This is a genomic window from Haloechinothrix aidingensis (assembly GCF_013450155.1).
Lineage (GTDB): Bacteria > Actinomycetota > Actinomycetes > Mycobacteriales > Pseudonocardiaceae > Haloechinothrix > Haloechinothrix aidingensis.
Window position 1 is genome coordinate 374,089 of record NZ_JACCKD010000001.1, and the last position, 24,082, is coordinate 398,170.

The following is a 24,082-nucleotide window of genomic DNA, read 5'->3' on the forward strand; positions in this document are numbered from 1 at the left end:
TGAGGATGACACGGACGAGCACCGATACCCGGGTGTCACACGTGGCGCGCCTGCTGGTCGAGGCGCGGCAGCTGCGCGAGCCATGTCCCCCGGTGCGCGACGAGCTCGCCGAAGGTGACCTGGACCAGGCCTACGCCGTGCAGGAAGCCGTCATCGAGAGCTTGCTGCGGCAGGGGCGGCACCGGGTGGGCCGCAAGATCGGGCTGACCTCACCGGCCGTGCAGCGGCAGTTCGGGGTCTACCAGCCCGATTTCGGGATGCTCCTGGACGACGCCGTCTACGCTGACCGGGAGGCGATCCCCTTGGCAGGGTTCCTGCAGCCCCGGGCGGAGGCGGAGGTCGCGTTCGTGCTCGGGACCGATCTGGACATCCCCTCGCCGACGGTGGCCGACGTGCTGCGGGCCACGGAGTACCTGTTGCCTGCCATCGAGATCGTCGACTCGCGCGTGGCGGGGTGGGACATCCAGATCGTCGACACGGTGGCCGACAACGCCTCCACCGGTGCGGCGGTGCTGGGCACCACCCCGGTACGGCCGGGCGCTGTGGACCTGGTGCGCGCCGGCATGGCGATGGAACGCACGGGGACGGTCGTCTCGACCGGCGCCGGGGCCGCGTGCCTCGGAAGTCCCGTCTCGGCGGTGACCTGGCTGGCCCGCACGCTCGCGCGGCGCGGTGACCCGCTGCGCGCGGGTGAGGTGGTGCTGTCCGGGGCGCTGGGTCCGATGGTTCCGGTGGTCCCGGCGCGCGCTGCTACCGGCTATCGCGCGCGGATCCACGGGCTCGGCGAGGTGCACGCCGTGTTCACACAGGAGGAAGGGGAGGTGGCATGACACGAGCGGATTCCGGCGCCGACACCGGGCCGCACGCGGCCGCCCTCGACGAGGCAGCGACGACGGCCAGCCCGGTCGATCAGATCACCGCGACGCGGGCGCTCACCCTGGACGAGGCCTACCGCGTGCAGGCCGAGCTCCTGGCGTGCCGCCACGCACGGGGTGAGCGCGAGGTGGGTCTCAAGCTCGGATTCACCAGCGAGGCCAAGATGGCTCAGATGGGGATCTCCGAAGTGATCGCCGGGCGGCTCACCGACGCCATGCGCGTCGCGGACGGCGGGACCACCGACCGGCGCCGGTTCATCCACCCCCGCGTGGAACCCGAGATCGCGTTCCGGCTGTCCGGCCGGGTCGAACAGGCCGGACCGAATGCCGATCCCGCCGAGGTGATCGACGCCGTCGCCCCCGCGCTGGAGATCATCGACTCCCGCTACCGCGACTTCCGCTTCACGCTGGAAGACGTGGTCGCAGACAACACCTCGGCCGCGGGCTACGTGACCGGCCCGTGGACCGCGTTCGACCGCGCGCACGACATCACCAACCTCGGCGTGATGCTCGAGACGGACGGTCAGCTCGCCGACACGGGGTCGACGGCGGCGATCCTCGGCGACCCGCTCCGCGCTGTGGCCGCCGCCGTCCGGCTGGCCACGCGGTACGGCATGCCACTACATGCGGGGTCGGTCGTGCTGGCCGGGGCAGCCACGGCGGCGCACTGGCTGTCCGCGGCCACCCACGTCGAGGTCACTGTCGCGGAGCTGGGCAGGGCGACCCTGCGTACGCACGGAGGTGAGCATGACGACATCGCGCGTCGTTGACGGAAAGGCGGCCCCGCGCGGGGCGTTTCCGCACGTGAAGGTTGCCGGCGAGTTCGTGTACGTATCCGGCACGAGCAGCCGCGGGCCGGACAACACCATCGCAGGGGCTGAGGCCGACGCGCTGGGCACGGTATCGCTGGACATCCGCACCCAGACCCGGGCGGTGATCGAGAACATCCGCGACCTGTTGCGAGCGGCGGGGGCCGAGCTGGACGACCTGGTACAGGTCACGACCTACCTGGTCAGCATGAACGATTTCGGCGGTTACAACGAGGTCTACGCGGAGTACTTCGACCACAGCGGACCCACGAGGACCACGGTGGCGGTACACCAGCTACCGCACCCGCACCTGCTCATCGAGATGCAGGCCGTCGCCCATCTCGATGACCGACACGGAAAGGAGCACAGGCGATGAGCGGCATTCCCCCGAGTATCAACTTCGAGCAGTGGGTCAAGGACAACGAGGACCAGCTCAAGCCGCCGGTGAACAACAAGCAGGTCTGGGAGCGTGTCGACGACTTCATCGTCCAGGTCATCGGCGGGCCCAACCAGCGTACCGACTTCCACGTCGACCCGTACGAGGAGTGGTTCTACCAGTTCAAGGGCGACATGCACGTGAACCTGATGACCGGGGACGGTCTGGAGACGGTGCACATCAACGAAGGCGACATGTGGCTGCTGCCGAGGGACATACCGCATTCGCCGCAGCGCCCTGACAGCGACTCGATCGGCCTGGTCATCGAGCGCCTCCGCGAGGAAGGCACGCTGGAGAAGTTCCAGTGGTACTGCCAGCGATGCGAGCACCTGGTCCACGAGGTGCAGCTGCAGGTGCGCGACATCGTCGCGGACCTGCCGCCGGTGTTCGAGGCGTTCTACGCGGACACCGAAGCACGGACCTGTGGTCGCTGTGGCGAGCTGCACCCGGGCAGGGGATGACCACGTGAGCGTCATCGATGTACACACCCACTACGTGCCGCGCGGGTGGCCCGACCTGAACGAGGTCGCCGGAGCGGCGCACGACTGGCCGTGGATGCGGGTCGAGACCGAGCGCGACGCGGTGATCATGGTCGGCTCCCGCGAGTTCCGCCGCGTGCGCGCCGACTGCTGGGACGCGGGGACCCGGGTGGCGGCGATGGACGCCGACGGGGTGGACATACAGGTGGTCTCCCCGACGCCGGTGTTCTTCTCGTACTCTAGGCCGGGCCCGCAGGCGGTCAAGGTCGCCAGGGTCTTCAACGACCTGGCGCTGGAGATCTGCGAGCCGGCGCCGGAGCGGCTGCTGCCGTTCTGCCAGGTTCCGCTGCAGGACACCGACGCCGCCTGCGCGGAACTCGACCGCTGCCTCGCGGCAGGGCACGTCGGCGTCGAGATCGGCAACCACGTCGGAGACAGGGACCTCGACGACGCAGGTATCGTCACCTTCCTGCAGCACTGCGCCGATGTTGGCGCCCCAGTCTTCGTGCACCCCTGGGACATGCCCAGCTCGCCCCGGCTGGATCGGTGGATGGCGCGCTGGCTCACCGGCATGCCCGCCGAGACGCACCTGTCCATCCTCGCCCTCATCCTGGGCGGGGTGTTCGACAAGGTGCCCGACACGCTACGCATCTGCTTCGCGCATGGGGGCGGATCCTTCGCGTTCTGGCTAGGACGCATGGAAAACGCCTGGTACCAGCGCGGCGACGTGATCGGCACATCGGAAAGGCCGCCATCGTACTACCTCGAACGGTTCAGTGTGGACACGGTCGTCTTCGACGAACAGGCACTGCGACTACTCGTCGACACCCTCGGCTCGGGCCAGGTGATGTTGGGAAGCGACTACCCGTACCCGCTCGGCGAGCGCCCCGTGGGGGAGGTGGTGCGACGGGCGGACCTGCAGGCGGACGGGGCCAAGGAAGCCATCCTGGGCGGCAACGCGCGCTCGTTTCTCAACGGTACGCAGGCTAGTCCAACATCATGTTGATACGGCACGCGCACCGGGAGTAGACCGTACTCCTCCGGAGCCGGCACTCGATATGGTTTTCGTCGCCGACCTTCGCACCTGTCGCCACCCGCCACCAGCTTCTTGACGAGCTAGCGGCGGGTGGCGACAGGTGCGAAGGTAGACGTGGCGATACCACGCTGTACCGGCGGCCGGTACAGGTTGCGCCGCTCCAACACGGTCGGCGAACTGCCGCCCGATGTGTAGGGGAAACCCACCGCGCTCGACATGATGTCGGTACCATCCGTCCCACTCCTGTAGGCGCCGGGCAATCAAGCGTTCGGTGAAACCGGCACCCCTAGTCGGCGTGGGTTTCACGAGGGGCCGTCCCAATATTCGGTCCGAATCGTCGTCTACGCCGACGCCCTGGGCTTTGGGTAGCAGCACCTACTCATATGCGGCAACAACTCTGACGATCAACTTGCATACCAACTCTGTCATGCATCGCAGTCGGGCGCGCCAAGCAGCCTTGTCGAGGTGGCTGGGTGCCGGTTGACGGTCGAGAAACCGTTCACACGATGCCGCGTCCCGGCTCAGACCGACTAGTAGCAACTCAGAAGCTCGGCGTCCCGCCGCCACTGGATCGTGTCGCCCATGCACTCGCGATCGTTCTCGCTGTCACCGAACGAGCCCCAGACAGGCTGCTCTCGATGACTCGAAGCAAATCAATCCCCGATCAACACTCGTGGCAGCCGAGCCGATTGCGAGAACGAGAACGAAATCCAATCGTCAACCTGGTGAAGACGGCGGGCACACGCTCACTACCAGTGAGCGCACCAGCGGCGAGGCGATAAAGATCGCCATCTACGGACGTCGTGCTGCGACGGCCAACACGCAGATGATCAGCCCATACGCACGGGATATGCCCAAACAGACATGTCCAACAACGCAATGCGCATTAGTCAGACATGGTTTGGACATCTACACTCTATTGCATAGATCACACTGGAAGTTGGCCAGTGTTAGAAACAGCAGTCCTATCCGGAGGAATCAATGCTGGACCAAGCCGACACCCGTACTTCGCCTGGGTAATCCTGATGATCAATACACATACATTATTGAGTAGCATCCGCGACCAGAGATCATCCGATACGCCAGGAATTTTGATGCGAGCGTACGGAAAATCACGTCCATGTAGGTGGTCGAAACTTCAACTGACCGTCAACCCACGATGACGCCGTGACTCGTGGTCGACCGGGAGACACAAATGCTGGAACCGCTACTATTTACACTGTTCTACGGAACTCCGCCGTTGGTCGCAGCGCTCGTCGCAATTCACGTTATGCAACGCTGCTATTCTACGACATTCGACGAGGGGGTGAATAGCAGTGTTTACAGCCATAGTACTGATTAGCTTCCTGGTATATGTCCTTATCGGGTACGTCGTAGGCCGACACGTAAAGACGAAGTCAGACTATTTTGTTGCCGGCCGAAAAGCTCCCACGCTCCTCATAACTGGATCGCTGGTCGCGTCCTATATGAGTGCCGTAGGTTTCACCGGAGACGTAGGACTTTCGTACGATGGTTACCCGATCCTACTTCTGATACTACTGGTCGTATCGTACACAGGCTATATACTCGGCCCGCTCATATTCGGTCGGTACCTTCGACGCTCTAATGTGCTCACTATTCCCGAGTTTCTCGGTAAGCGTTTCGATTCACGGCGCGTGCAGGTGTTGGCAGGAGTGACCGTAATCGCAGGAGTCGGAATCTACCTGTTGGCGATTACACAAGGGCTCGCTCTTTTGATGTCAAGCTTGCTGGATATAAACTTCGCCACAGCATTGCTAGTCCTCCTCGTCGCATACACCAGCCTTACGATAATTTCGGGATCACCCGGAGTTCTGGTAACCGACACGATAATGTTCGTTGTCTTCACCACAGCTGCGATTATGTGCATGGGATGGGTTATTTGGGATCTGGGCGGCCCTCAGGATGTCGTTGCTCGAATTGCGAACCTCGGGACCCATCCCGATAGCCTCATGCCCCACGGGCTAACTGGCTCGACCGCATACATGGGAACGCCCGGAGATGCAATCGTCTGGGCCGGAATCTACGGTGTCGTCTGGGCAATTATCATCACCGTGAGTCCCTGGCAGAGCAGTCGCTACATGATGGCAAAAAATGAACACGCAAGTGTACGTGGAGGTGCATGGGCGGCCGCAGCGATGTTGGTATTCTACATACCATTGGCCTTCGGTTCCCTGGCGCTGAATCTGTACGACTCTTCAATCCAACCGTCGGAAAACGCATTTATTCATGCAGCACAGGAGATTATGCCGATAGGGCTCGGCGCTGTTGCCTTGTGCGGAATATTTGCCGCCGGACTGTCGACTGCCTCGACGTTCCTCTCGTTGGTGGGATTCAGCGTATCGCACGACATCAACGTGAATAACCAGAAAAAGCCGTCAACATCTGATTCTGGAACGAAAGGTGCTCGACTCGCCATTCTCGGTGTCGGAGCCTCTGTTTTTGTCGTCGCCTATATCGCGCCACCCGCCATTCTTGAATTGGCTTACTTCGCAGGAGCACTCTTCGCTGCATCCTGGGGGCCGGTCTGCCTGATGGCAGTCCATAGTTCTCGCATAACAGCGCGCGGCGCCAGTGCGAGTATCGCGAGTGGTTTTACGACAGTGGTAGCCATGGAGATTGCAGAAGTAGCCACCTCTCTCGAGATTCCCATATATCTACATCCAGCCATCGTCGGATTTGCGATCAGTTTTTGTGCGGCTCTTGCCGCTAGCAGTAGTAAAGATGCCAGTCGACGTGGTACAGCCTTCAGGAAGGAATTGATGAACACGCCGAGTAGCGAAGTGGATACAGTTGAGTTGAAGAAGACAAAAGCTACGCTAGTGACGCTTTCCGTTGTATCTATCGCTTCCATCGGAGTCCTCTACTACGCATACTACCGTCCGGTACTGAGTGTTCTTGGATGATTCCGGATAAGCCGTGGTCAGGAGTAGCTATATGCAGGTCGCAATGATCACCGGAGCTGCAAACGGTATAGGTGCAGCAACTGCGCGAATTATGGTGCAGCGCGGCATGAAGGTTGTCTTGGTTGATGTGGATGACGAGACGGGACGAAACCTCGAAAGCGAACTTGGTCCATCTGCAGAGTTCCACCGACTCGATGTTTCGGATCCGGTCGGTTGGGTTCATCTCAAGGATCACGTGTTGGAGACACACGGGCGGATCGACATCTTGGTTTTGAACGCTGGAACGATGTCACGGCCTCGCGGCGCCAGGGTCGACGACGATACATTCGGTTGGTTGAATCAGGGTGCGTACGAGCGCGTACTCGCCGTAAATCAACACGGCGTAGTCAACGGAACAATGACGTTCCTACCAGTATTCCTACAGCAGGAATCGGGACGCGTCCTGGTCATTTCCTCCGTCGACGCACTCATACCGTATCCACAAGATCCGTTCTATGCGATGGCTAAGGCGTCGCAGTTGAGCTTCGTTCGAAGCATGGGTGAATTGCTGAAGGAGTTCGGTGTTTCGGTGAACGCCCTGTGCCCGTTCTCGGTATTGACGGATCTCACGCCCGAAAATTTTCGTGATCTCCCCGAGCGCAGTATAAGCCCCGAAGTGTTCGCAGAGGCTGTGACATATGTTTTGAAATCGGAAACGACTGGAGAGGTCTGGTTGAAGTATCACGATACGCCTGAGCCATGCGTTCACGAGTTCAGCGAAGTACAAGGGATTGAGAAGTTGTACTCACCTGCACCGGAACTGGTGAATGGAGAGGCAAGAGCGAGGCCGGGTTCGAAGGAAATGGAGTAGCATAAGTGTCGGAAGACGCAATTCGGAGATTCTTGCGCGAAGCAGCCGAGGAAATTGGGGAACAATGGGTTGAAACGGCCTCGGATACCGTGGAGATGTATGCCGCAAGTGAATTGCCGAGTGGGAATATATGTCCGGCAGGGATAGTGTTTCCGGGCGATGCCGATGAAGTCAGTAGCATAGTTCGACTGGCATCAAGGTGCCAGGTTCCGATTCATCCGATTAGCACGGGTAAAAATTTGGGTCTGGGAGCTGCTGTAGCACCGCGGCCGGGCGTGATTCTCCTGGATTTGGGCCGGCGGATGAATCGGATTCTCGAGTTCGATCCGGTTCTCAGGTACGTGGTCGTCGAGCCAGGGGTCACGTACGAAGCGTTACATGAATTTCTCGTAGATCAGGGCGACACGCTGATGTGTGACACGACCAGTGGTCCGCCGAGTGGGAGTCCGTTGGGAAATACCCTTGACAAGGGGGGCGGGTATACACCTGGTGCAGATCACTTCGGGAACTGCTGCGGAATCGAGGCCGTGCTGGGTGATGGGCGTATCCTGCGGACCGGGGACGGGGCGGTAAGTGGATCGAAGACATGGCACTTGTCGAGGTATGGCCTGGGACCGGTTATGGACGGACTGTTCCTGCAATCGAACTTCGGTGTCGTGACGCGGATGGGTATCTGGCTCATGCGACGCCCGGACATCATCGAATCATTCTTTTTTATGTATCCGAACGATGACGATATTGGGGATATAACTGATATTGGTCGAGAATTGCGACTGGATGGAGTGGTTCCAACCGCCATCAAGGCGACGAGTGACTTGTACGCACTCTCGTCGCAGATCCCGTATCCGGCCGGTGTCAGTACCGGGCCGATTCCCCAAGAGGTGAGGCGCGAACTTCACCGCGAACACGATCTTGGTGCTTGGGTGGTTAGTGGTGCGATTTACGGCTCTAATACGAATCATGTACGAAGTACGCTACAGCATGTAAAGAACAGATTGCAGATCAGAAGCGATGTCAAGTATGTGCCGCACGGGGAAGCGGCGGAACGACCTGAACTCAAAATACATATCGATACATATAGTGGTCGACCTACCGGTGAAGAAGTAGCGATGACGAATTGGCGGGGAGGAGGTATTGTATCGTTGACGCCCGCAACTCCTATGATTGGAGATGTCGCAAAGAGTCACGCGCGTATGTCGCGAGCGATATTGACGGAACACGGTATCGACACGTGCATCGACTACATATTCGCGGGTCGCGTCGCTCGTGGGCTGCATAGTATTCTCTTCGATCCGACAAATGGTGCGGAATGCGAACGCGTGGCGTCGGCGGCGCAGCAATTGCGGGCGGCCTACCGAGATGTTGGCTATCCGGTTGGACGAGTTCCCGTGGACGGCCAGGAGGATGAAATGTCGCATCGAGATCGCGTGTTCCGCGATGTGGCGAGCAATGTCAAGGCTGTGTTTGATCCGGGCGGCGTATTGTCACCCGGCAGATATGGAATTGACGTACCTACGTCAATGGATTGACCAGCACATTAGATTCGCGGAAGTCGGCGGGTGGATTGTACCGTATCGGTGTGAACGGTTTGAAGTGATGGGAAACCGTCCGGCTGATGGTGCGGACGCATCGTCTCGTGTGCGCGTGTGGTGGGGTGAGAGCCCGGACAGGGACAGTAGGTGGCTGCGGACCTCCACCCTTTGGGCGTCCCTCCCGGCGACGTGTGCCTGGCCTCGCGCGATCTCCAGGTCGAGGTGCGCGGCAGCCCGGGAATAGGTCCCCCTCGAGGTCTCGGTCTCGGTGAACGGACGTTCCACGACAGTTGAGGGAGGGGCGACGCCGAGCGATCCGAGCAGGAAGGCGGCGACTGCGAGCGCCGAGCCTGCGGTGAACCAGGCCGCACGCCACCTGCGGCGCGCGGTCGTGGAGGTATGTGCGGTAGCTGCGGAGTCGTTCATGCTTCGGCGTCTCTGATTCGGAGGAATCGCAGCACGGCGGGCACCCGGCAGTTGCAGTTGTCGGCCGGGGTCGTCGGATGACGCGTACCGGGGGTCATTCGTGAAGGACACGTCCGCTCCGGTGCTCCTGGTTGCTCACCGGCACGACCCCGTGACCCCGATGAGCGGGGCGCAGATGCTCAACACGTTGCTGGAAGACTCCCGCATGCTGACGCTGGACGGCTGGGGTCATGGCGCGCTGGGGGGAGAGCGCGTGCGTGGCCACGCACGTGGAGGGCTATCTGGTGTCCGGGGCCGTCCCACCGGCGGTCAGACGTGCACGCAGGACGAAGCTCCGTTCTCTCCATCGTGACGGGACGATCCGCAGCACCGACGCCCTCTCGTACCCTGCCGTCCGGTTATCGGTAGGCCGGCGTTACGACTCGGCGTTCGCAGTGTTGATGCGCTCGAGTGAGTTGGTGGCGTCTTCGGGGGCGTCGCCGAGCCCGACGAGGTGGTTGATTCCCATAGGAATGAGCACCTGATTGAGCCCATCGAGTTGGTCGAGGTGACCGGACAGCTCGAGGGCGACGTAGCCGTGCAGAACGCTCCAGAACTGCGCCGCGACACTGCCGGGGTCCTGGTCGCGCACCCGGCCGGCGCGTATGGCACGGGCCGCAGCGTCGACAAGGTGGGTATAAGCGCGTTGGGAACTACTCCTGTCGCTTTCTGCGGGCGGAGCGTGTGCTTCCGGCCGGTACCCGCCCGGTGTCGACAGGCCGAACATCAGGTCATAAAGATGCGGGTTCTCCCAGGCGACCTGCCGGTAGGCCAGCCCGAGGCGACCGATGTCGGTGACGGGGTCATCGGTGATCGCAACCTCGGAGAGACGGGCGTCGAGCCGCCGAAACCCCTCCTCACGCACGTCTGTCAGTAGCTGTGGCATGCCGCCGAAATAGTGGTAGACCGCCATGGTGGACGCGCCCACCTCGCGAGCCAGCCGACGGGCCTGGATCACACCCGGGCCCTCTCCGGCCAGTAGCGAGACCGTGGCCGCCACCAGCTGGGACCGCATGTCCGCGCCCACATCGCCAGTCGTACCCATGCCTGCCAACGTACCATAACAAGGTTATAGTACGTGCGGCAATAGTGCTATCCGTGCATGATGCGTTCCTGGCCTGGACGCCGAAGGGTTCGAGTGACCCAGTCTCGTAACGGCCCTCGCGTGTTTACGGGTCTGTTTCGGTGAGTGTGTCGATGCTGATGTAACTGACTGACGCCGGTATCGAACTTGACACGACTGTCCAGGACTTGGAAGCTTCGTTGATCCAGGCGAGTACGGGAGACCAGGCATGTCAACGGACAGGGCGAGTGCGCGCAAGCGAGGCCGGAGTAAGAACGACCCAGGCCGGCCCCGCCGGATCGTGCGCGCGGCCATCATGGTGATCGCCGAACACGGCGTCGAAGCGCTCACCCACCGCAAGGTGGCCGAAGCCGCTGACGTGCCGTTGGGCTCCACGACCTACTACTTCACAGGCCTCGACCAGCTCGTCGAGGCAGCCATGGACGAGGTCGCGCACCATAGTGTGGCCCAGTTACGGGAATGGGAGCGGAACCTTCCTCCGGATGCTGCCCTGCCCACCGCGCTAGCGGATTTCGTCGTGACCTCTGCGACCGAACAACGGGAATACACAATCGCGGAGCACAACCTCTACACCGTCTCGCTGCATCGCCCCAGTCTGCGCTCCGCCGCAGCCGAGTGGGACGACGCGTTCGCCGCACCGTTCATCGCCCGCACCGATTCGTTGACCGGTCGCATGCTCGGCACTCTGACCTGTGGGCTGCAAATGCAAGTGGTTCTCCGGGAGGAGGAACCCGACCGCGACAAACTCGAAGCCTTCGTTCGCCGCGCCCTAGTGGGATCTGTCGCGTGAACGATGTGAATGGTCGTGACACGCAAGCGTTCCTTTGTCGAACACCAGGGCGGCCTGTGCTCGTTCACGCTGTCGCCTCACTGCCGGATACCGGCCGTCACCGCATCGGCCCGCCGGTGGCTTACTCCGGGTGGCGCTGACCGAGGCTCCGGATTCCGTGCCCCGTTCCGCCGAGGAGCGCACGGGCGCCGGGGTTCGCACCGTGATCTGGAACGATCCCGAGATCCACGCCCCGGGGCCCGGGTAGATCTGGATCGCCTGTAGCGGGTGCACTTCGGGGAGTGGAACTTTCGGTCTAGACTCGGCGGCCTGTCGGGCAGGCTCGGCTTGAGTATCAGCCCGGTAGTCGGTGATGGGGGTGTGGATCCGGTGGGCGATGACAATGCCACGGTCGGAGCGGATGGTTTCGCTGCCATCGAGGCGAAATGGCGTGCGATCTGGGACGTGCTGAACCCGTACGCGGTCGCCGATGACGGTTCTCGCGAACGCAAGTACGTGCTCGATATGTTTCCGTACCCCTCTGGGGACCTGCACATGGGGCATGCCGAGGCGTTCGCCCTCGGTGACGCGGTGGCCCGCTACTGGATGCAGCGTGGCTATGACGTGCTGCACCCGGTGGGCTGGGATTCCTTCGGCCTGCCCGCCGAGAACGCAGCGATCACCCGCCAGGCGCACCCCGCCGACTGGACCTACGCCAACATCGAGACCCAGGCCGAGTCGTTTCGCCGGTACGCCGTGTCCTTCGACTGGTCGGCACGGCTGCACACGTCCGATCCCGAGTACTACCGCTGGACCCAGTGGCTGTTCCTGCGGATGCGGGAGCGGGGGCTGGTGTACCGCCAGGAGTCCGCGGTGAACTGGTGCCCGGTCGACCAGACGGTGCTTGCGAACGAGCAGGTCGTCGGCGGTGCCTGTGAGCGCTGCGGCGCCGCCGTCACCGAGCGGGAGCTGACACAGTGGTTCCTGCGGATCACCGAGTACGCCGACCGGTTGCTGGACGACATGGCGCAGCTCCGCGGCCGCTGGCCCGAGCGGGTGCTGACCATGCAGACCAACTGGATCGGACGCTCCGAGGGCGGGTATGTCGACTTCGCCCTGGAGGGTGGTAGCGAGACGATCCGAGTGTTCACCACCCGCCCCGACACGCTCTACGGCGCGACCTTCCTGGTGGTGGCGCCCGAGGCGGAGCTCGCGAACAAGCTGTGCGCGCCCGAGCGCCGGGCCGAGTTCGACGCGTACGTCGCGCGGGTGCGAGCGGGATCCGACGCCGAACGACACCCCGCGTCCACCTCGAGGACTGGTGTCGACCTCGGTGTGCGAGCGGTGCATCCGCTCACCGGGGAACTCGTTCCGGTCTGGACGAGCGACTACGTGCTCGCCGGGTACGGCAGTAGCGCGATCATGGCTGTGCCCGCGCACGACCAGCGTGACCTCGACTTCGCGCGGGAGTTCGGCCTACCGGTGCGTACCGTCGTGCAGCCGGACGACGGCGTCGATCCCGCCAGCTCCGGTATCGCCTACACCGGGGACGGTCCGCACGTCGAATCCGGCCCCGCCGACGGGATGGACATCGGTGACGCCTCGGCGAGTGTGCTGCGCGAACTGGCCGAGCTGGAGGCCGGTGAACCGGGCGTGCAGTACCGGCTCCGCGACTGGCTCGTGTCCCGGCAACGATTCTGGGGCTGCCCCATACCCGTGGTGCACTGTCCCTCGTGCGGCGAGGTCCCGGTACCCGACGAGGAGTTACCGGTTCGGCTGCCCGAGCTGCGTGGCGCCGAGCTGGCCCCTCGGGGGAAACCCCCGCTCGCCGCGGCGGAGGACTGGGTGAACGCCGCGTGCCCACGCTGCGGCGGGGATGCCCGGCGTGACACGGACACAATGGATACTTTCGTCGACTCGTCCTGGTACTTCCTTCGCTACTGCTCGCCCGGCTACGCGGAGGGGCCGTTCGACCCGGAGGCGGTACGGCGCTGGATGCCGGTGGCGCAGTATGTCGGCGGTGTGGAGCACGCGATTCTCCATCTGCTTTACGCGCGCTTCTTCACCAAGGTCCTGCGGGACATGGGGCTGGTCGACTTCGACGAGCCGTTCCAAGCATTGCTCAACCAGGGGCAGGTCATCCTGAACGGTGCCGCCATGTCGAAATCGCATGGCAATCTGGTCGATCTGGGCGAGCAGCTCGCCACCTACGGGGTGGACGCCGTGCGGCTGACCATGATCTTCGCGGGGCCGCCCGAGGACGATATCGACTGGGCCGACGTCTCGCCGGCCGGCGCGAGCCGTTTCCTGGCCAGAACCTTACGACTGGCCGATGACGTGGCATGCCCACCGGGGACGGATGCCGAGGGTGGCGATCGGCAGCTGCGGTCCCTCACGCACCGCACGGTGGCCCAGGCGGCGGAACTGGCTGAAGCACACCGTTTCAACGTGCTGGTTGCGCGGTTGATGGAACTGGTCAACGCGGCACGCAAGCGGATAGACGCGGGATCCGAGGCTGATCCGGCGGTACGGGAAGCAGTCGAAGCGGTCGCGGTGATGCTGTCGCTGTTCACCCCCTACACCGCCGAGGAGATGTGGGAGGGGCTCGGGCACGAGCCCAGTGTCGCCCGCGCCGGATGGCCCACAGTGGACGAGCAGTTGGTAGCCCGGGAAACCACCGTGTGCATCGTCCAGATCAATGGCAAGCTCCGCGGCAGGCTGGAGGTTCCGGTGGATACCGCCGAGGCGGAGCTGGTGAGCCGGGCGAGCGAGCAGGTCGCCGCCGCGCTCGGCGATCGCGAGGTGGTCCGCACCGTGGCCAAACCGCCGCGGCTGGTCAACTTCGTTGTCGGCTAACGTGAGCTTCTCACCGGGCCGCTCACCTGGGATGTCGCAGCTCCGGCCCACGATCCGTTCGGACGGACAGCAGGTGTACTCCGGCGGGGACTCGTGCGCGGGCTCCGTATGCAACGGCGCCGAGCTGTGCGCGATCGTCCAATGGGGCTACGCCCCGATGAGTTCGCAAGCTCAGCGAGGTCTACCTGAGCGAGACGGAGTACGAATGCGCCGACCCATACCTACGAGGAGGTGCCCGGATGGCGAAGTTCATCACGATCGGCTACGGCGATCGCGCAGGCTACGACCGGACCGATTCGGCCGTGCGCGAGGCAGCGCATGCACACGACGAGCGATTGCGAGCCGACGGTGCGTTGATGGGGGTCGCCGGCTCTCCGGTGCAGGTGCGCAACCACGACGGCGAAGGTGTGCGGGCGACACACGGTCCGTTCATGCAGTCGGACCTTCCGGTCGCGGGGTTCGCGGTGATCGAGGCGGCCGATATCGAGGAGGCCACACGGTTGGTCTCCGAAACACCGTGCGCGGTGGCGCACGGTGTGGTTGAGGTCTGGCCGCTCGACTCGACGCCGTGAGAACGTCGCGCCCGCCGGCCTGCCGCGGCCGTGGCGGTGTGCGACGGCCGTACCCGGGTCAGGGACCTGGGAGTTCGTTGTCGGCGGCACCGGCCACCGGGTGCGGCGGCAGGCTGCGGCGGGCGTGCGAGGTGGTTCACGACGTGCGCGAGGCCGTCGGACCTTCGCGGTCTCCGTGTGTGACCGGGGCTTGATGTGTTGCCCGGCCCGGTCGCGCGCCGGTGGACGCGTGGATCGGCCCGGGACGTCGGCGGGACGTGGTGTGCACGACGAAGCCGGTGAGCAGGCGGGCGACGGCAAGCGCGGCGAGGCCGATGGCCACGCCCGCGATGCCATCGACGACGTAGTGCCAGCCCAGGTAGATCGTGGAGGCGCTCGAGGCCACCAGGAGCGCCCACAGGGCGATCCGCACGTTCCGCGCCAGCCCGAGCAGGTGCGCGGCCACCGCGACCGTGAAGAGTATGGAGATATGCAGCGAGGGGAAGGCCGCGATCGCCTGAGCCGCGCCGTCGACCTGCGGGTTGTGCAGGAACGTGATGCGCTCGTCGAGGAGGGCGTTTTGCAGGTCCGACGCGTGGGAGCCGGGCAGGTGGGCGAAGGCGACCGGTGTCGCATAGACGGGGCCCAGCGCGGGAAGCAGGACATAGCCGGCAGCGCCCAGCGGCCAGTTGATCGACAGCGCCGTCGTGAAGAACAGCCCACCTCGCAGGTTTCGTGAGAACACCAGCGCACACGCCAGCGAGAGCGGTACGAAGACGAGGAAGAACAGGTACACGAGCGACAGGAAATGCGACTGGGGCCCGGTCCCCAGTAACGAGTGCAGCAGCGTGAAGGGATCGTGGCCTGCGAACAGGACGCGGTCGAGTTCCGCGAGCTCGTCGTCGAACAGGTCACCCGGCCGTAGCAGGGGGACCACGCTCTTGATGTTGCGATACCCCAGGTACGTCACGTAGAAGCTGACCAGGGCGACCCCCACAACCACGCTGCGGTTCCAGCTCCAGCGTTGGCGCAGCACCGCGCGCATCGCTGCGCGGGTCGGCCTTCTCGTCGCCGACCGGAGAGACGCGCGGACCACGACATCGAGCGCCACGAGCCCGAGCACCAGCCCCACGACGAACACCAGGCGCCGGCTGGCGACTCCGTCGGGATCGCGCAGCGGCACGTCCGCCACCTGCGTCGCCACCAGCGCCGCCGCCAGCGTGAGCAGCGCCACCAGCGGGCCTGCCGTCACGCTGCGCCGTCCGATGGCACCGTCCCTGGTATGCCTGCCGGGCATACGCCCACACCCCCGCAGTGTCTCGGCGGCCGGATCGACGCCGCACTCGCTGGACGCGGGACATGCCGACCGATAACATGCCATTCCCCGCCCGCGACCAGTTCGTGCGTTACCGTACATAGTTCCTCCTCCCGTGGCCCCGGAAGCCCACCCCTAGGGACATCATTCTGCGTTGCCGCCGGAGGCGCTCACACAGGGGCCGCCGCTGAGAGGGTTGGCCGGGCAACTGCCGGCGCTACCCTGACGGCGTTTCGAACCGGCCTGAGCGGAATGGGATTCGTTGTCGGGTGCGTGCTCGCCCGGCCTGCCAGGGGCCGCGAAGGCCGATGCTGTCCAAGATATCCGACATCGCAAGATCGCGGCGGCGAAGCGTGTCTATTGTGGATACGAGGGACGTTCCCGTGCTCTGCTGCGATCCCGCCTCCCGGTCTCGAACGCTCGTGTGCCACCCACCGGGTCTATCGGGATACCTCCGGGTGCCACCCGCCGGCCGTGGCGACCGTGTTCGCCGTGCCGAGGCCGGCCGGTTCACGGCGCTCGCGGCCGGTACCGGCATTCGGCATCCCGGCTGCCGGCGAGGCGCGTGGTGCCACGAAGCACACGGCTGAGCAACATGGAATTGTGCATGCTGATGCACCGGGAGTACCGTTCCCGGAATCGTGACGTGGTGAGAAGGGGTGGCTGTGTCCGCGACGACTGGAAGTCACGCCGGCGAACTGTCCTCGGGAGCGCTGTCGCCGTTCGCCGGAGCGCCCGATCGGCCGGTGTTCGTCGGAGGATGCCCGCGGTCGGGCACGACGCTGCTGCGTACGATGCTGAACAGCCACCCAGAGCTGGCGATGCCACGGGAGAGCCGGTTCCTGCTGGAGACGTGGCGGCGCCGGGAACGGTTCGGCGACCTCGGTGTCGAGCGCAACCGCGAGAAGCTCGCGCGCTGGATCTTCACCCGCAAGGCCGCCCGGCCGGGCAGGGTAGGCGTCGAATCGCAGCGCGCTATCGAGCGACTCGTCGCCGCGCCACCGACGGTGGGCTCGTTGCTCGGCACCTGCTTTTTGATGTATGCCGAACAGCAGGGCAAGGAGCGCTGGGGAGACAAGCGACCGATGTACGTCCAGTACCTCGACGCGATCTTCGCGATGTTCCCCGATGCCCAGTTCGTCAACGTCGTCCGGGACCCGCGCGCCGCGGTCGCGTCCATGCGCAGGCTGGACTGGTACGGGGGTGATGTCGTTCCCGTTGCCGAGCTGTGGGAGCGCTCGCAGCGGGCGGCGGACGCGTGGCGCAGGCGGCTGGCCCCCGACCAGTTGCTGGAGATCCGCTACGAGGACCTGGTGGCCCGGCCGGAGGAGACGCTCACGGACGTGTGTTCCTTCCTGCGGCTGTCCGGGGACGGCATCGCGGATGCGCTGTCGTACCACGAACACAACGACATACCCGAGACGAGCACGTATCACTGGAAGGTGCACCAGCCGGTCAGCGCGGATTCGAGCCGGCGCTGGGAGCACGAGCTCAGCGGGGAGGAGATCGCGCTTATCGAGTACGCCGCGGGCAAGAGGCTGCGGCGGTACGGTTACGAACCCGCTGCGGGCAGCTCGCGGCCCACCGCCGAGATGTACCGTGCGCTGCGCAGGCGACGCCTCGAACGGGCCAAGTTGGCAGGGCGGCGCCAGATGAAGGAACTCAAGCTACGCCTCACCCACCGCCAGCCCGTGGTCGCACGGCTGACCAGCGGACAACGCCGCTAACCGGCCACGGGTGGCGCACACTCCACCCGGACACGGGAACGGTCGGCTGCCGCGACTGTGACTCGCGCACACCGTTGGGTGCGTGGATGTCTTCCTTGTCGCATTCGATTGACAGCGCATCTCACTGCTACGAAGGTCAGCTTCATGCGGGTTCCAGCGCGAGTGGTGGTGGCAAGCGTGGCCTCGGCGGCGCTGCTGGCGGGCTGTGGTGCCGACGAGGTTCCGGGCAAGCCCGAGGCGGCTGAGGATGGTGCCGGCTCGCCGGGTGACGGGGTGGCCGTGCACGAGGGGGCCGTCGATGTGCTGGTGGAGATGCCGCCGGGGTGGCGGATCAGGCCCGAGGCGGCGCAGGGCGCTACCGTCATCGCCAACGCCGAAGCGTGCGGGCAGGACTTCTGCGACAACGTCAACGTGCTGCTGGACGCGGCGCACGGCGCCACGGCCGAGGAGTTCCACGACGTGTCGTTGACCGAGCTCGACGGCATCGGCGAGCTCGAGTCGGAACGCGAGGTCGACGTCGACGGGCGTACCGGCTACGAGGTAGAGTACGCGGGGGACCTCGGTATGGGGCAGGGGGATATGCGCTACCTGGTGCGCTACACGGTCGTCGATGACCAGGCGGTGATCGTCACGTACACGGCGCGCCCGGACACCTTCGACGAGTGGCGTGCGGACGCCGAGGCGATGCTGGAGTCCATCGAGATCCGGCAACCATAGGGCACGGCTCGCGCGGCCCTTCGCGGGTGATCGCCCGCGTGTCAGTACTCCACCATCACGTCTCCGTGGCGATCCGTGGCACCGAGCTGCTGCCGGGTCGCGCCATGACCGCGGTATCGACGTGCCGGCCTTGTATGACACTGCCTACCGCGTCACGGTGACCTCGATGGTGTGGTGCCCGGTGGCCCCGTCGGGGATGGTGCCGCTTCGCTCGCCGGTCTGTGTCCGGCCGGTGCCGTCGGTCGCGCGTACCTGGATGCGGTGCTGGCCGGGGGTGGCGTCCCACTCGTAGGCCCACTGGCGCCAGGTGGTGCGGGCGAGCTCGCCTGCAAGGCGCGCCTCGCGCCAGTCGCCGCCGTCGACGGCGACCTCGACGGCCTCCACACCCCGGACACCTGCCCACGCGACTCCGGCGACGGTCACAGTGCCCGCGTTCAGCTCGGCGCCTTCGCGCGGCACATCGATGCGCGACTGGGTCTTGATGGGTGCGCGCTCGGCCCATCCACGTGGGATCCAGTAGGCGTCGTAGGCCTCGAACGTGGTCAGCTCGATCTCGGCCAGCCACTTGGTGTCGGAGACATACCCGTAAAGGCCCGCGATGACGAGCCGCGCGGGGAACCCGTGCTCCTCGGGGAGAGGTTCACCGTTCATCCCGACCGCGACCAGCGCGGGCCGCCCGTCGTAGGCGGCCTCGACGGGGAATCCAGCGGTCCAGCCGTCCGTGGCGCGACCGACGATCTGGGTCGCCTCCGGGTGCACGCCGGCACGATCGAGCACGTCGGCCAGGGGAACGCCCTGCCAGCGGGCGTTGCCGACGAGACTCCCGCCGACCTCGTTGGACACGCACGCCAGCGTGACGTCCGCTTCGGTGTCGGCAGCGCGGACCAGCTCGCGGTAACCGATCTCGAGGGGCGTGTCGACCATCCCGGTGACCCGCACCGTGTGGCTGTCGGCGTCGAGGCGGGGCACGGTCACGGCCGTGTCGATGCGGTAGAAATCCTCGTTCGGGGTGACCAGGCTCGCCAGACCGTCGATGTCGAAGGAGGCGGTGCCGGGCGGCGGCGGGAGCGGCGTGGCAGGCCGGGCAAGCCTGACGTTCGTGCGGGCGCGCCGTGCCGCCGCGCGTAGTTGCAGGTACCGGCCACCGCCGGCGCTCGCCACGGCCAGTACCGCCCCCGCACCGGCCACGGCGAGGAACGAGCGGCGTGGCCGTTCCGGCTCGTCCGGGCCTGCATGATCCTCGTCGGGCTGGTCACCGGCGTGCTCGCCCGCTTCCGCGCCACCTGCCTCGCTCCGTGCGAGCAGCACGAGGAGGAGACCGGCACCGAGGCCCCAGCCGGCGGCGGGTGCGGCGACGGCGACGAGGGCAGGCACGGCAGGGGCGGCGAGTCCGGCGGCGATGCCGAGCGTGGCGATGCCCCCGAGCCCCGCTGGGCCGAGCCACCGGCGTGCTGCCGCACCGATACCGAGCAACGCCCCAGCGGCGAGCAGTCCCACCGCCATGCACAGCAGCAGCACCAGCCGGTTGGCGCCGCCGAACACGCTGATCGCCAGCTCGACGACCGGACCGGGCGTCAGTTCGATGATCCGCCCGGCGACGGCGACGAACGGTGAGGCACCTCCGGGCAGCAGACCCGCCGCGAGCTCGGTGACGCCGACGGCGAGGCCGGTCGCCACGGTCCCGGCGATCGCCGGGACCGTGCGCGCGTCGGCGTGGGAAGTCAGCACCGGGCTCACCCGCCGTCCTCCTCCATCTCGTCCTCGTCGTTCATTTCGTCGTTCATGTCGTCGCCGCTGGTGCCATCGTCCTCCATATCGTCGTCGTTCATGTCCTCGGTCATCTCGCTGTTGCCGGTGCCGTCCATCTCATCGCCGTTGCCTTCGGTGGTGTCGTCGCAGGCGGCGATGCCGGTGGCGAGCAGCCCCGCGAGCAACGACGTTACGAACTTGGCGCGAACCGTCACGGTGGACCTCCTTGATGAGTCGATCGGTGCGGGCCCGGCAGGTGCCCGCGATTGCCCACCAGCAGTCCACCCGACGAGAACAATCCGGCGCGCAAGCGATGATTAAGTCCGGCGAAAGTGGCGTGCGAACGCTGTCCCCGCCCGCGTGGCACCCATACGATGAGGTGCAGCGGCGCGCCACGCTTCGCGTTCCACCACGGATGAGCGCTCGACAGGAAGCCGATCGAGATGACCCTCGCGAGTCAGGCAGGCACGGACGTGGGAGCTGCCCACGTGCTCGTGGTCGACGACGAGCCGATGGTGCGTGAGGTGGTGAGCAGTTACCTCGAGCAGGACCGGCATACGGTGGTGGCGGTCGCGGATGGTGCCGCCGCGTTGCACGAGCTCGACCACCGGCCGTTCGATCTCGTCGTGCTCGATCTGATGCTTCCCACCGTGGACGGCCTGACCGTGCTGCGGGAGCTGCGGGCGCGCGGCGATGTCCCTGTCATCGTTCTGACGGCCCGCGGTGACGAGGCCGAGCGCGTCGACGGCCTACGGATGGGTGCCGATGACTACGTCGTCAAACCGTTCAGCCCGCGCGAGCTCGCCGCGCGGGTCAGCTCGGTGCTGCGCCGTGTCGCGACGGAGCCCCGGCCCGGGGCCGTACGGTTCGGTGAGCTCGTGGTCGACGAGGCGACACGCGAGGTGCGCGTGGCGGAGTCGCCCGTTGAGCTGACACGCAGGCAGTTCGACCTGCTCGCGTTCCTCGCGCGATCGCCGCGGCGTGTGTTCACCCGCAGGCAACTGCTCGAGCAGGTGTGGGACTCCGCCCCGGAGTGGCAGGATCCCGCGACCGTCACCGTGCACATCGGGCACCTCCGGCAGAAGATCGAACCCGACCCGAGCCGCCCGGCGCGGCTGGTCACCGTCCGAGGTGTGGGGTACCGATTCGAACCGTGAGGGCGCTGGCCGCGTTCATCGCCGTCGCCACCGGCCTCGTGCTCGGCGTCGGTGAGGTGGCGATGCGGCCCTCGACGAGCGAGCGGGTCACGCTCTACGGCGTGTTCGCCGCGGTGGCGCTGCTGGCCATACCGTTCGGCTGGTGGCTGACCAGGGTGCATCGCCGGTTGCCGTCGCTGCGCTGGACGGTCCTCGCCGTAGCGGTGGCCGCCGTGATCACGGCCGGTGTCGTGGTGGCGGCCTCGGCCAGGGCGATGCTCCTCGACCCCGCCGACATGCGTCTGGTGCTGGCCGCGCTCGCCCTGGGTACCGGGCTGGGAGTGTTGCTTGCCATCGCCGTCACGGGGTCGTTGACCAGGGATCTGCGCGAGCTGGCCGATACGGCCGGTCGCGTCGCGGGCGGGGACCTGACGGTACGTACCGGCATCGATCGCCGCGACGAGGTCGGTGAGGTCGCGGCGTCGGTCGACCGGATGGTCGACCAGCTGGCTAGCTACGAGCGGGACCGTGCCCGTGGCGAGGAGGCGCGGCGGCGGTTGCTGGCCTCGGTGGGGCATGACCTGCGCACCCCGCTGGCGAGCCTGCGGGCTGCTGTGGAGGCGATACAGGACGGTGTGGCAGGCGACCCCGACCGCTACCTCCGTGCCATGGCCGCCGACGTCGAGCTGCTGCGCAGCATGGTGGATGACCTGTTCATGCTGACGCGGCTGGAGGCGGGCGACATGCGCCTGGAGCGCATGACGCTCGATCTCCCGGAGATCGCGGAAGGGGCCGTGGAGGGGGTTGCCCCGCTCGCGGCGCGCTCCGACGTCACCGTCGAGCTGGCGGCCGTGGACCCGGTACGGACCACTGGTGACCCGCAGGCGCTCGACAGGGTGCTGCGCAACCTCCTGGACAACGCGGTACGACACAGCCCGGAGGCGGGGGTGGTCCGGGTGTCGGTGACGGCCGAGGACTCGCAGGGAGTGCTGACCGTCGCGGACAGCGGGCCCGGCTTCACTGCCGACCTCGCCGAACGGGCATTCGATATGTTCGAGCGTGGCGACTCCGCACGGGAACGAAGCTCCGGCGGCGCCGGGCTCGGCCTCGCGATCGCCCGCGAGCTGGTGGAGGCCCATGGCGGCTCGATCCGGATCGAGCCCGGCCAGGGCGCGGCCGTGGTCGTGCGGTTGCCGATGACACCGTGATGTGCCGGATCCCGGCATCTCCGGCACGGCTGCACGTACGCGTCGAACGGCGCCGGGCCACAGGCCGAGACGTCACCGGTCGGCGAACGCCAGGCGTGCGCACAGACCGACGAACACTCCCGCGAAGCTGCGGCGCATCCAGGTCATCACCCGGGGACGCGAGATGACCCACGAGCGCACTACGGCGGCCGCCAGCCCGTACGCGACGAAGACCACGAATGTGAGCAGCATGAACATGCTGCTCAGCTCCGCCATGCGCAGCAGTTCGTGCGGCTCGGTGGGGCTGATGAACTGCGGAAGGAACGCGAGGAAGAACAGCGCGAGTTTCGGGTTGAGGATGTTGATCAAGATGCCCGAGATGATCACCTTGACCGCCGAGCGGGGAGCGGTCTCCGTGTCCACCGCGAGCGTCCCTTTCGCGTTCCACATCGACCACGCCATGTACAGCAGGTAGGCCACGCCCAGGTACTTCACTACCTGGAACGCCACCGCGCTGGCATGCAGCAACGCCGCCAGGCCGGTGAGGGCAGCGGCCATGTGCGGCACGATACCCAGCGTGCAACCCACCGCCGCGATCACGCTCGTGCCACCTCCGCGCGAGAGGCCCGCAGCGAGCGTGTAGAGCACGCCTGCGCCCGGGACGGCCACCACGACAAGGGAGGTCACCAGGAACTCGACACTCATGACAAGCACCTCCCGGGTTCAGCGCCATCGGCGGCGCGTGACCGTCACGCGCCGGACCCACGGTACCGGGCGACGTCGCCGGTTGTGCCCGTACGCATGCGCGGGAACGACGTCATCGGTCCGCCGCGAGAGAGGACAGTGCGAACGTTCGTGGCACAGGCGCGCTGCTATCCGGTCATCGTGCTGGTCCGCACAGGCGTCGTGCGCAGGGGTGGCCTCAGCTGTGACCATCGCTGCGTGCCGGCCCACCGGTGGCAGTCAGCCATTCCTCGCCATCGATTCCGGCGAACAGCCCTGGCTCCAGGGTCCGGCCGTTCGGGACTTCGGTCAGAACCGAGACCTCCCCGGTGGCTTCCAGCACCACTGCGCGCACCTGTTCGACCCGTGTCACACCGGCGAGGCGCAGTTTCGAGTTCAGGTCTTCCCGGGTCATCTGGGCCTTCGCCAGGTTGTGTGCCAGCACGTCCGATCCGCACATCAGCAACAGGGGCCGGTTGTCCACCGCGTGTTCGATCGAGCGGTACCTGCGCACCCGCGCGATCAGTGCCTGCACGACGAACAGCACGCCGAGAGCGAGCAACCCCTGAACCAGGGACGTATTCGTGCTCACCGCCGTGGTCGCGGTGATCGAACCGAACGCTACCGTGGCGGCGAGGTCGAAGTTGGTCATCTGGGCGAAGGACCGCAACCCGGCCAGGCGTGAGTACATGATCAGCGCCAGGTAGATCGCGACCGAACTTACCGCGACGAGCGCGAGCGACTCGAACGAACTGCCCAGATCTTCGGGAAACATGGACTCTCCTCACCGGTTGACCCCTGAGTCCGGGACGTGCTGACCATCCCGCGACGCCTGTCGATGCCAGAGCTCGACCGTACGCAC

Annotated in this window: 22 protein-coding genes and 1 pseudogene; 17 read left to right on the plus strand and 6 right to left on the minus strand. The window is 65.8% G+C overall.

Going from position 1 to position 24,082, the window contains the following annotated elements; translation table 11 throughout:
* Positions 1 to 5: 5 nt before the first annotated feature.
* The 10 genes and pseudogenes from H0B56_RS01795 (at position 6) to H0B56_RS23585 (ending at position 9,719) form a co-directional block, all read left to right on the plus strand.
* Positions 6 to 830, plus strand: a complete 825-nt coding sequence (locus H0B56_RS01795) for a 2-keto-4-pentenoate hydratase (protein ID WP_180891156.1) — start codon at positions 6 to 8, stop codon at positions 828 to 830.
* On the plus strand, positions 827 to 1,645 hold the full coding sequence (locus H0B56_RS01800; RefSeq protein ID WP_180891157.1) for a 2-keto-4-pentenoate hydratase: 819 nt from the start codon (positions 827 to 829) through the stop codon (positions 1,643 to 1,645). The genes H0B56_RS01795 and H0B56_RS01800 overlap by 4 nt, the downstream gene beginning before the upstream one ends.
* The gene (locus H0B56_RS01805) at positions 1,623 to 2,060 is read left to right on the plus strand and encodes a RidA family protein (RefSeq protein ID WP_180891158.1); all 438 of its coding nucleotides are present in this window, start codon (positions 1,623 to 1,625) and stop codon (positions 2,058 to 2,060) included. The genes H0B56_RS01800 and H0B56_RS01805 overlap by 23 nt, the downstream gene beginning before the upstream one ends.
* Positions 2,057 to 2,581: a 3-hydroxyanthranilate 3,4-dioxygenase gene (locus H0B56_RS01810; RefSeq protein ID WP_180891159.1), complete on the plus strand. Its 525-nt coding sequence runs from the start codon at positions 2,057 to 2,059 to the stop codon at positions 2,579 to 2,581. The genes H0B56_RS01805 and H0B56_RS01810 overlap by 4 nt, the downstream gene beginning before the upstream one ends.
* A 4-nt stretch (positions 2,582 to 2,585) precedes the next feature.
* Positions 2,586 to 3,605 carry an amidohydrolase family protein gene (locus H0B56_RS01815; RefSeq protein WP_180891160.1) on the plus strand — a complete coding sequence of 340 codons (1,020 nt, stop codon included), beginning with the start codon at positions 2,586 to 2,588 and terminating at the stop codon, positions 3,603 to 3,605.
* A 1,346-nt stretch (positions 3,606 to 4,951) separates the two neighbouring features.
* Positions 4,952 to 6,559, plus strand: coding sequence for a sodium:solute symporter family transporter (locus H0B56_RS01820; RefSeq protein ID WP_180891161.1), 1,608 nt, complete (start codon positions 4,952 to 4,954; stop codon positions 6,557 to 6,559).
* Positions 6,560 to 6,590: 31 nt separating this feature from the next.
* On the plus strand, positions 6,591 to 7,409 hold the full coding sequence (locus H0B56_RS01825; protein ID WP_180891162.1) for an SDR family oxidoreductase: 819 nt from the start codon (positions 6,591 to 6,593) through the stop codon (positions 7,407 to 7,409).
* A gap of 95 nt (positions 7,410 to 7,504) precedes the next feature.
* Positions 7,505 to 7,957, plus strand: a pseudogene (locus H0B56_RS23580) (FAD-binding oxidoreductase); the annotation flags it as partial.
* Positions 7,958 to 8,029: 72 nt separating this feature from the next.
* Positions 8,030 to 8,938, plus strand: coding sequence for a hypothetical protein (locus H0B56_RS22665; RefSeq protein WP_246360773.1), 909 nt, complete (start codon positions 8,030 to 8,032; stop codon positions 8,936 to 8,938).
* Positions 8,939 to 9,392: 454 nt separating this feature from the next.
* A complete protein-coding gene (locus H0B56_RS23585) occupies positions 9,393 to 9,719 on the plus strand; it encodes an alpha/beta hydrolase (RefSeq protein ID WP_180891644.1) in 327 nt (108 codons plus the stop codon).
* Between the two features lie 63 nt (positions 9,720 to 9,782).
* On the opposite strand, the gene H0B56_RS01840 is transcribed toward H0B56_RS23585, so the two are convergent.
* Positions 9,783 to 10,451 (minus strand): TetR/AcrR family transcriptional regulator, encoded by a 669-nt coding sequence (locus H0B56_RS01840; RefSeq protein ID WP_180891164.1) that lies wholly within the window; start codon positions 10,449 to 10,451, stop codon positions 9,783 to 9,785.
* Positions 10,452 to 10,698: 247 nt separating this feature from the next.
* On the opposite strand from H0B56_RS01840, the gene H0B56_RS01845 reads away from it, so the two are divergent.
* The 3 genes from H0B56_RS01845 (at position 10,699) to H0B56_RS01855 (ending at position 14,687) form a co-directional block, all read left to right on the plus strand.
* The gene (locus H0B56_RS01845; RefSeq protein ID WP_180891165.1) at positions 10,699 to 11,280 is read left to right on the plus strand and encodes a TetR/AcrR family transcriptional regulator; all 582 of its coding nucleotides are present in this window, start codon (positions 10,699 to 10,701) and stop codon (positions 11,278 to 11,280) included.
* A gap of 369 nt (positions 11,281 to 11,649) precedes the next feature.
* Positions 11,650 to 14,115, plus strand: a complete 2,466-nt coding sequence (gene leuS, locus H0B56_RS01850) for a leucine--tRNA ligase (protein WP_343063713.1) — start codon at positions 11,650 to 11,652, stop codon at positions 14,113 to 14,115.
* Positions 14,116 to 14,354: 239 nt separating this feature from the next.
* Entirely contained in the window at positions 14,355 to 14,687 is a 333-nt protein-coding gene (locus H0B56_RS01855; RefSeq protein WP_180891166.1) for a YciI family protein, read from the plus strand.
* A gap of 136 nt (positions 14,688 to 14,823) precedes the next feature.
* On the opposite strand, the gene H0B56_RS01860 is transcribed toward H0B56_RS01855, so the two are convergent.
* Positions 14,824 to 15,963, minus strand: a complete 1,140-nt coding sequence (locus H0B56_RS01860; protein WP_180891167.1) for a phosphatase PAP2 family protein — start codon at positions 15,961 to 15,963, stop codon at positions 14,824 to 14,826.
* Positions 15,964 to 16,646: 683 nt separating this feature from the next.
* On the opposite strand from H0B56_RS01860, the gene H0B56_RS01865 reads away from it, so the two are divergent.
* Complete coding sequence (locus H0B56_RS01865) at positions 16,647 to 17,708, plus strand: sulfotransferase (RefSeq protein WP_180891168.1); 1,062 nt, start codon at positions 16,647 to 16,649, stop codon at positions 17,706 to 17,708.
* Between the two features lie 144 nt (positions 17,709 to 17,852).
* Positions 17,853 to 18,425, plus strand: coding sequence for a hypothetical protein (locus H0B56_RS01870; RefSeq protein WP_180891169.1), 573 nt, complete (start codon positions 17,853 to 17,855; stop codon positions 18,423 to 18,425).
* A gap of 144 nt (positions 18,426 to 18,569) precedes the next feature.
* Here H0B56_RS01870 and H0B56_RS01875 read toward each other — a convergent pair whose 3' ends face one another.
* Complete coding sequence (locus H0B56_RS01875) at positions 18,570 to 20,153, minus strand: molybdopterin-dependent oxidoreductase (protein WP_180891170.1); 1,584 nt, start codon at positions 20,151 to 20,153, stop codon at positions 18,570 to 18,572.
* A 5-nt stretch (positions 20,154 to 20,158) separates the two neighbouring features.
* Complete coding sequence (locus H0B56_RS01880) at positions 20,159 to 20,389, minus strand: hypothetical protein (RefSeq protein WP_180891171.1); 231 nt, start codon at positions 20,387 to 20,389, stop codon at positions 20,159 to 20,161.
* 228 nt (positions 20,390 to 20,617) lie between these two features.
* Between H0B56_RS01880 and H0B56_RS01885 the strand changes: the two genes are divergently transcribed.
* Both H0B56_RS01885 and H0B56_RS01890 read left to right on the plus strand, forming a co-directional pair.
* A complete protein-coding gene (locus H0B56_RS01885; protein WP_180891172.1) occupies positions 20,618 to 21,331 on the plus strand; it encodes a response regulator transcription factor in 714 nt (237 codons plus the stop codon).
* Positions 21,328 to 22,518 carry an ATP-binding protein gene (locus H0B56_RS01890; RefSeq protein WP_180891173.1) on the plus strand — a complete coding sequence of 397 codons (1,191 nt, stop codon included), beginning with the start codon at positions 21,328 to 21,330 and terminating at the stop codon, positions 22,516 to 22,518. The genes H0B56_RS01885 and H0B56_RS01890 overlap by 4 nt, the downstream gene beginning before the upstream one ends.
* 72 nt (positions 22,519 to 22,590) lie before the next feature.
* On the opposite strand, the gene H0B56_RS01895 is transcribed toward H0B56_RS01890, so the two are convergent.
* Together H0B56_RS01895 and H0B56_RS01900 are read right to left on the minus strand one after the other, a co-directional pair.
* The gene (locus tag H0B56_RS01895) at positions 22,591 to 23,202 is read right to left on the minus strand and encodes a LysE family translocator (RefSeq protein WP_180891174.1); all 612 of its coding nucleotides are present in this window, start codon (positions 23,200 to 23,202) and stop codon (positions 22,591 to 22,593) included.
* 217 nt (positions 23,203 to 23,419) lie between these two features.
* On the minus strand, positions 23,420 to 23,995 hold the full coding sequence (locus H0B56_RS01900; protein WP_180891175.1) for a DUF421 domain-containing protein: 576 nt from the start codon (positions 23,993 to 23,995) through the stop codon (positions 23,420 to 23,422).
* Positions 23,996 to 24,082: the final 87 nt, after the last annotated feature.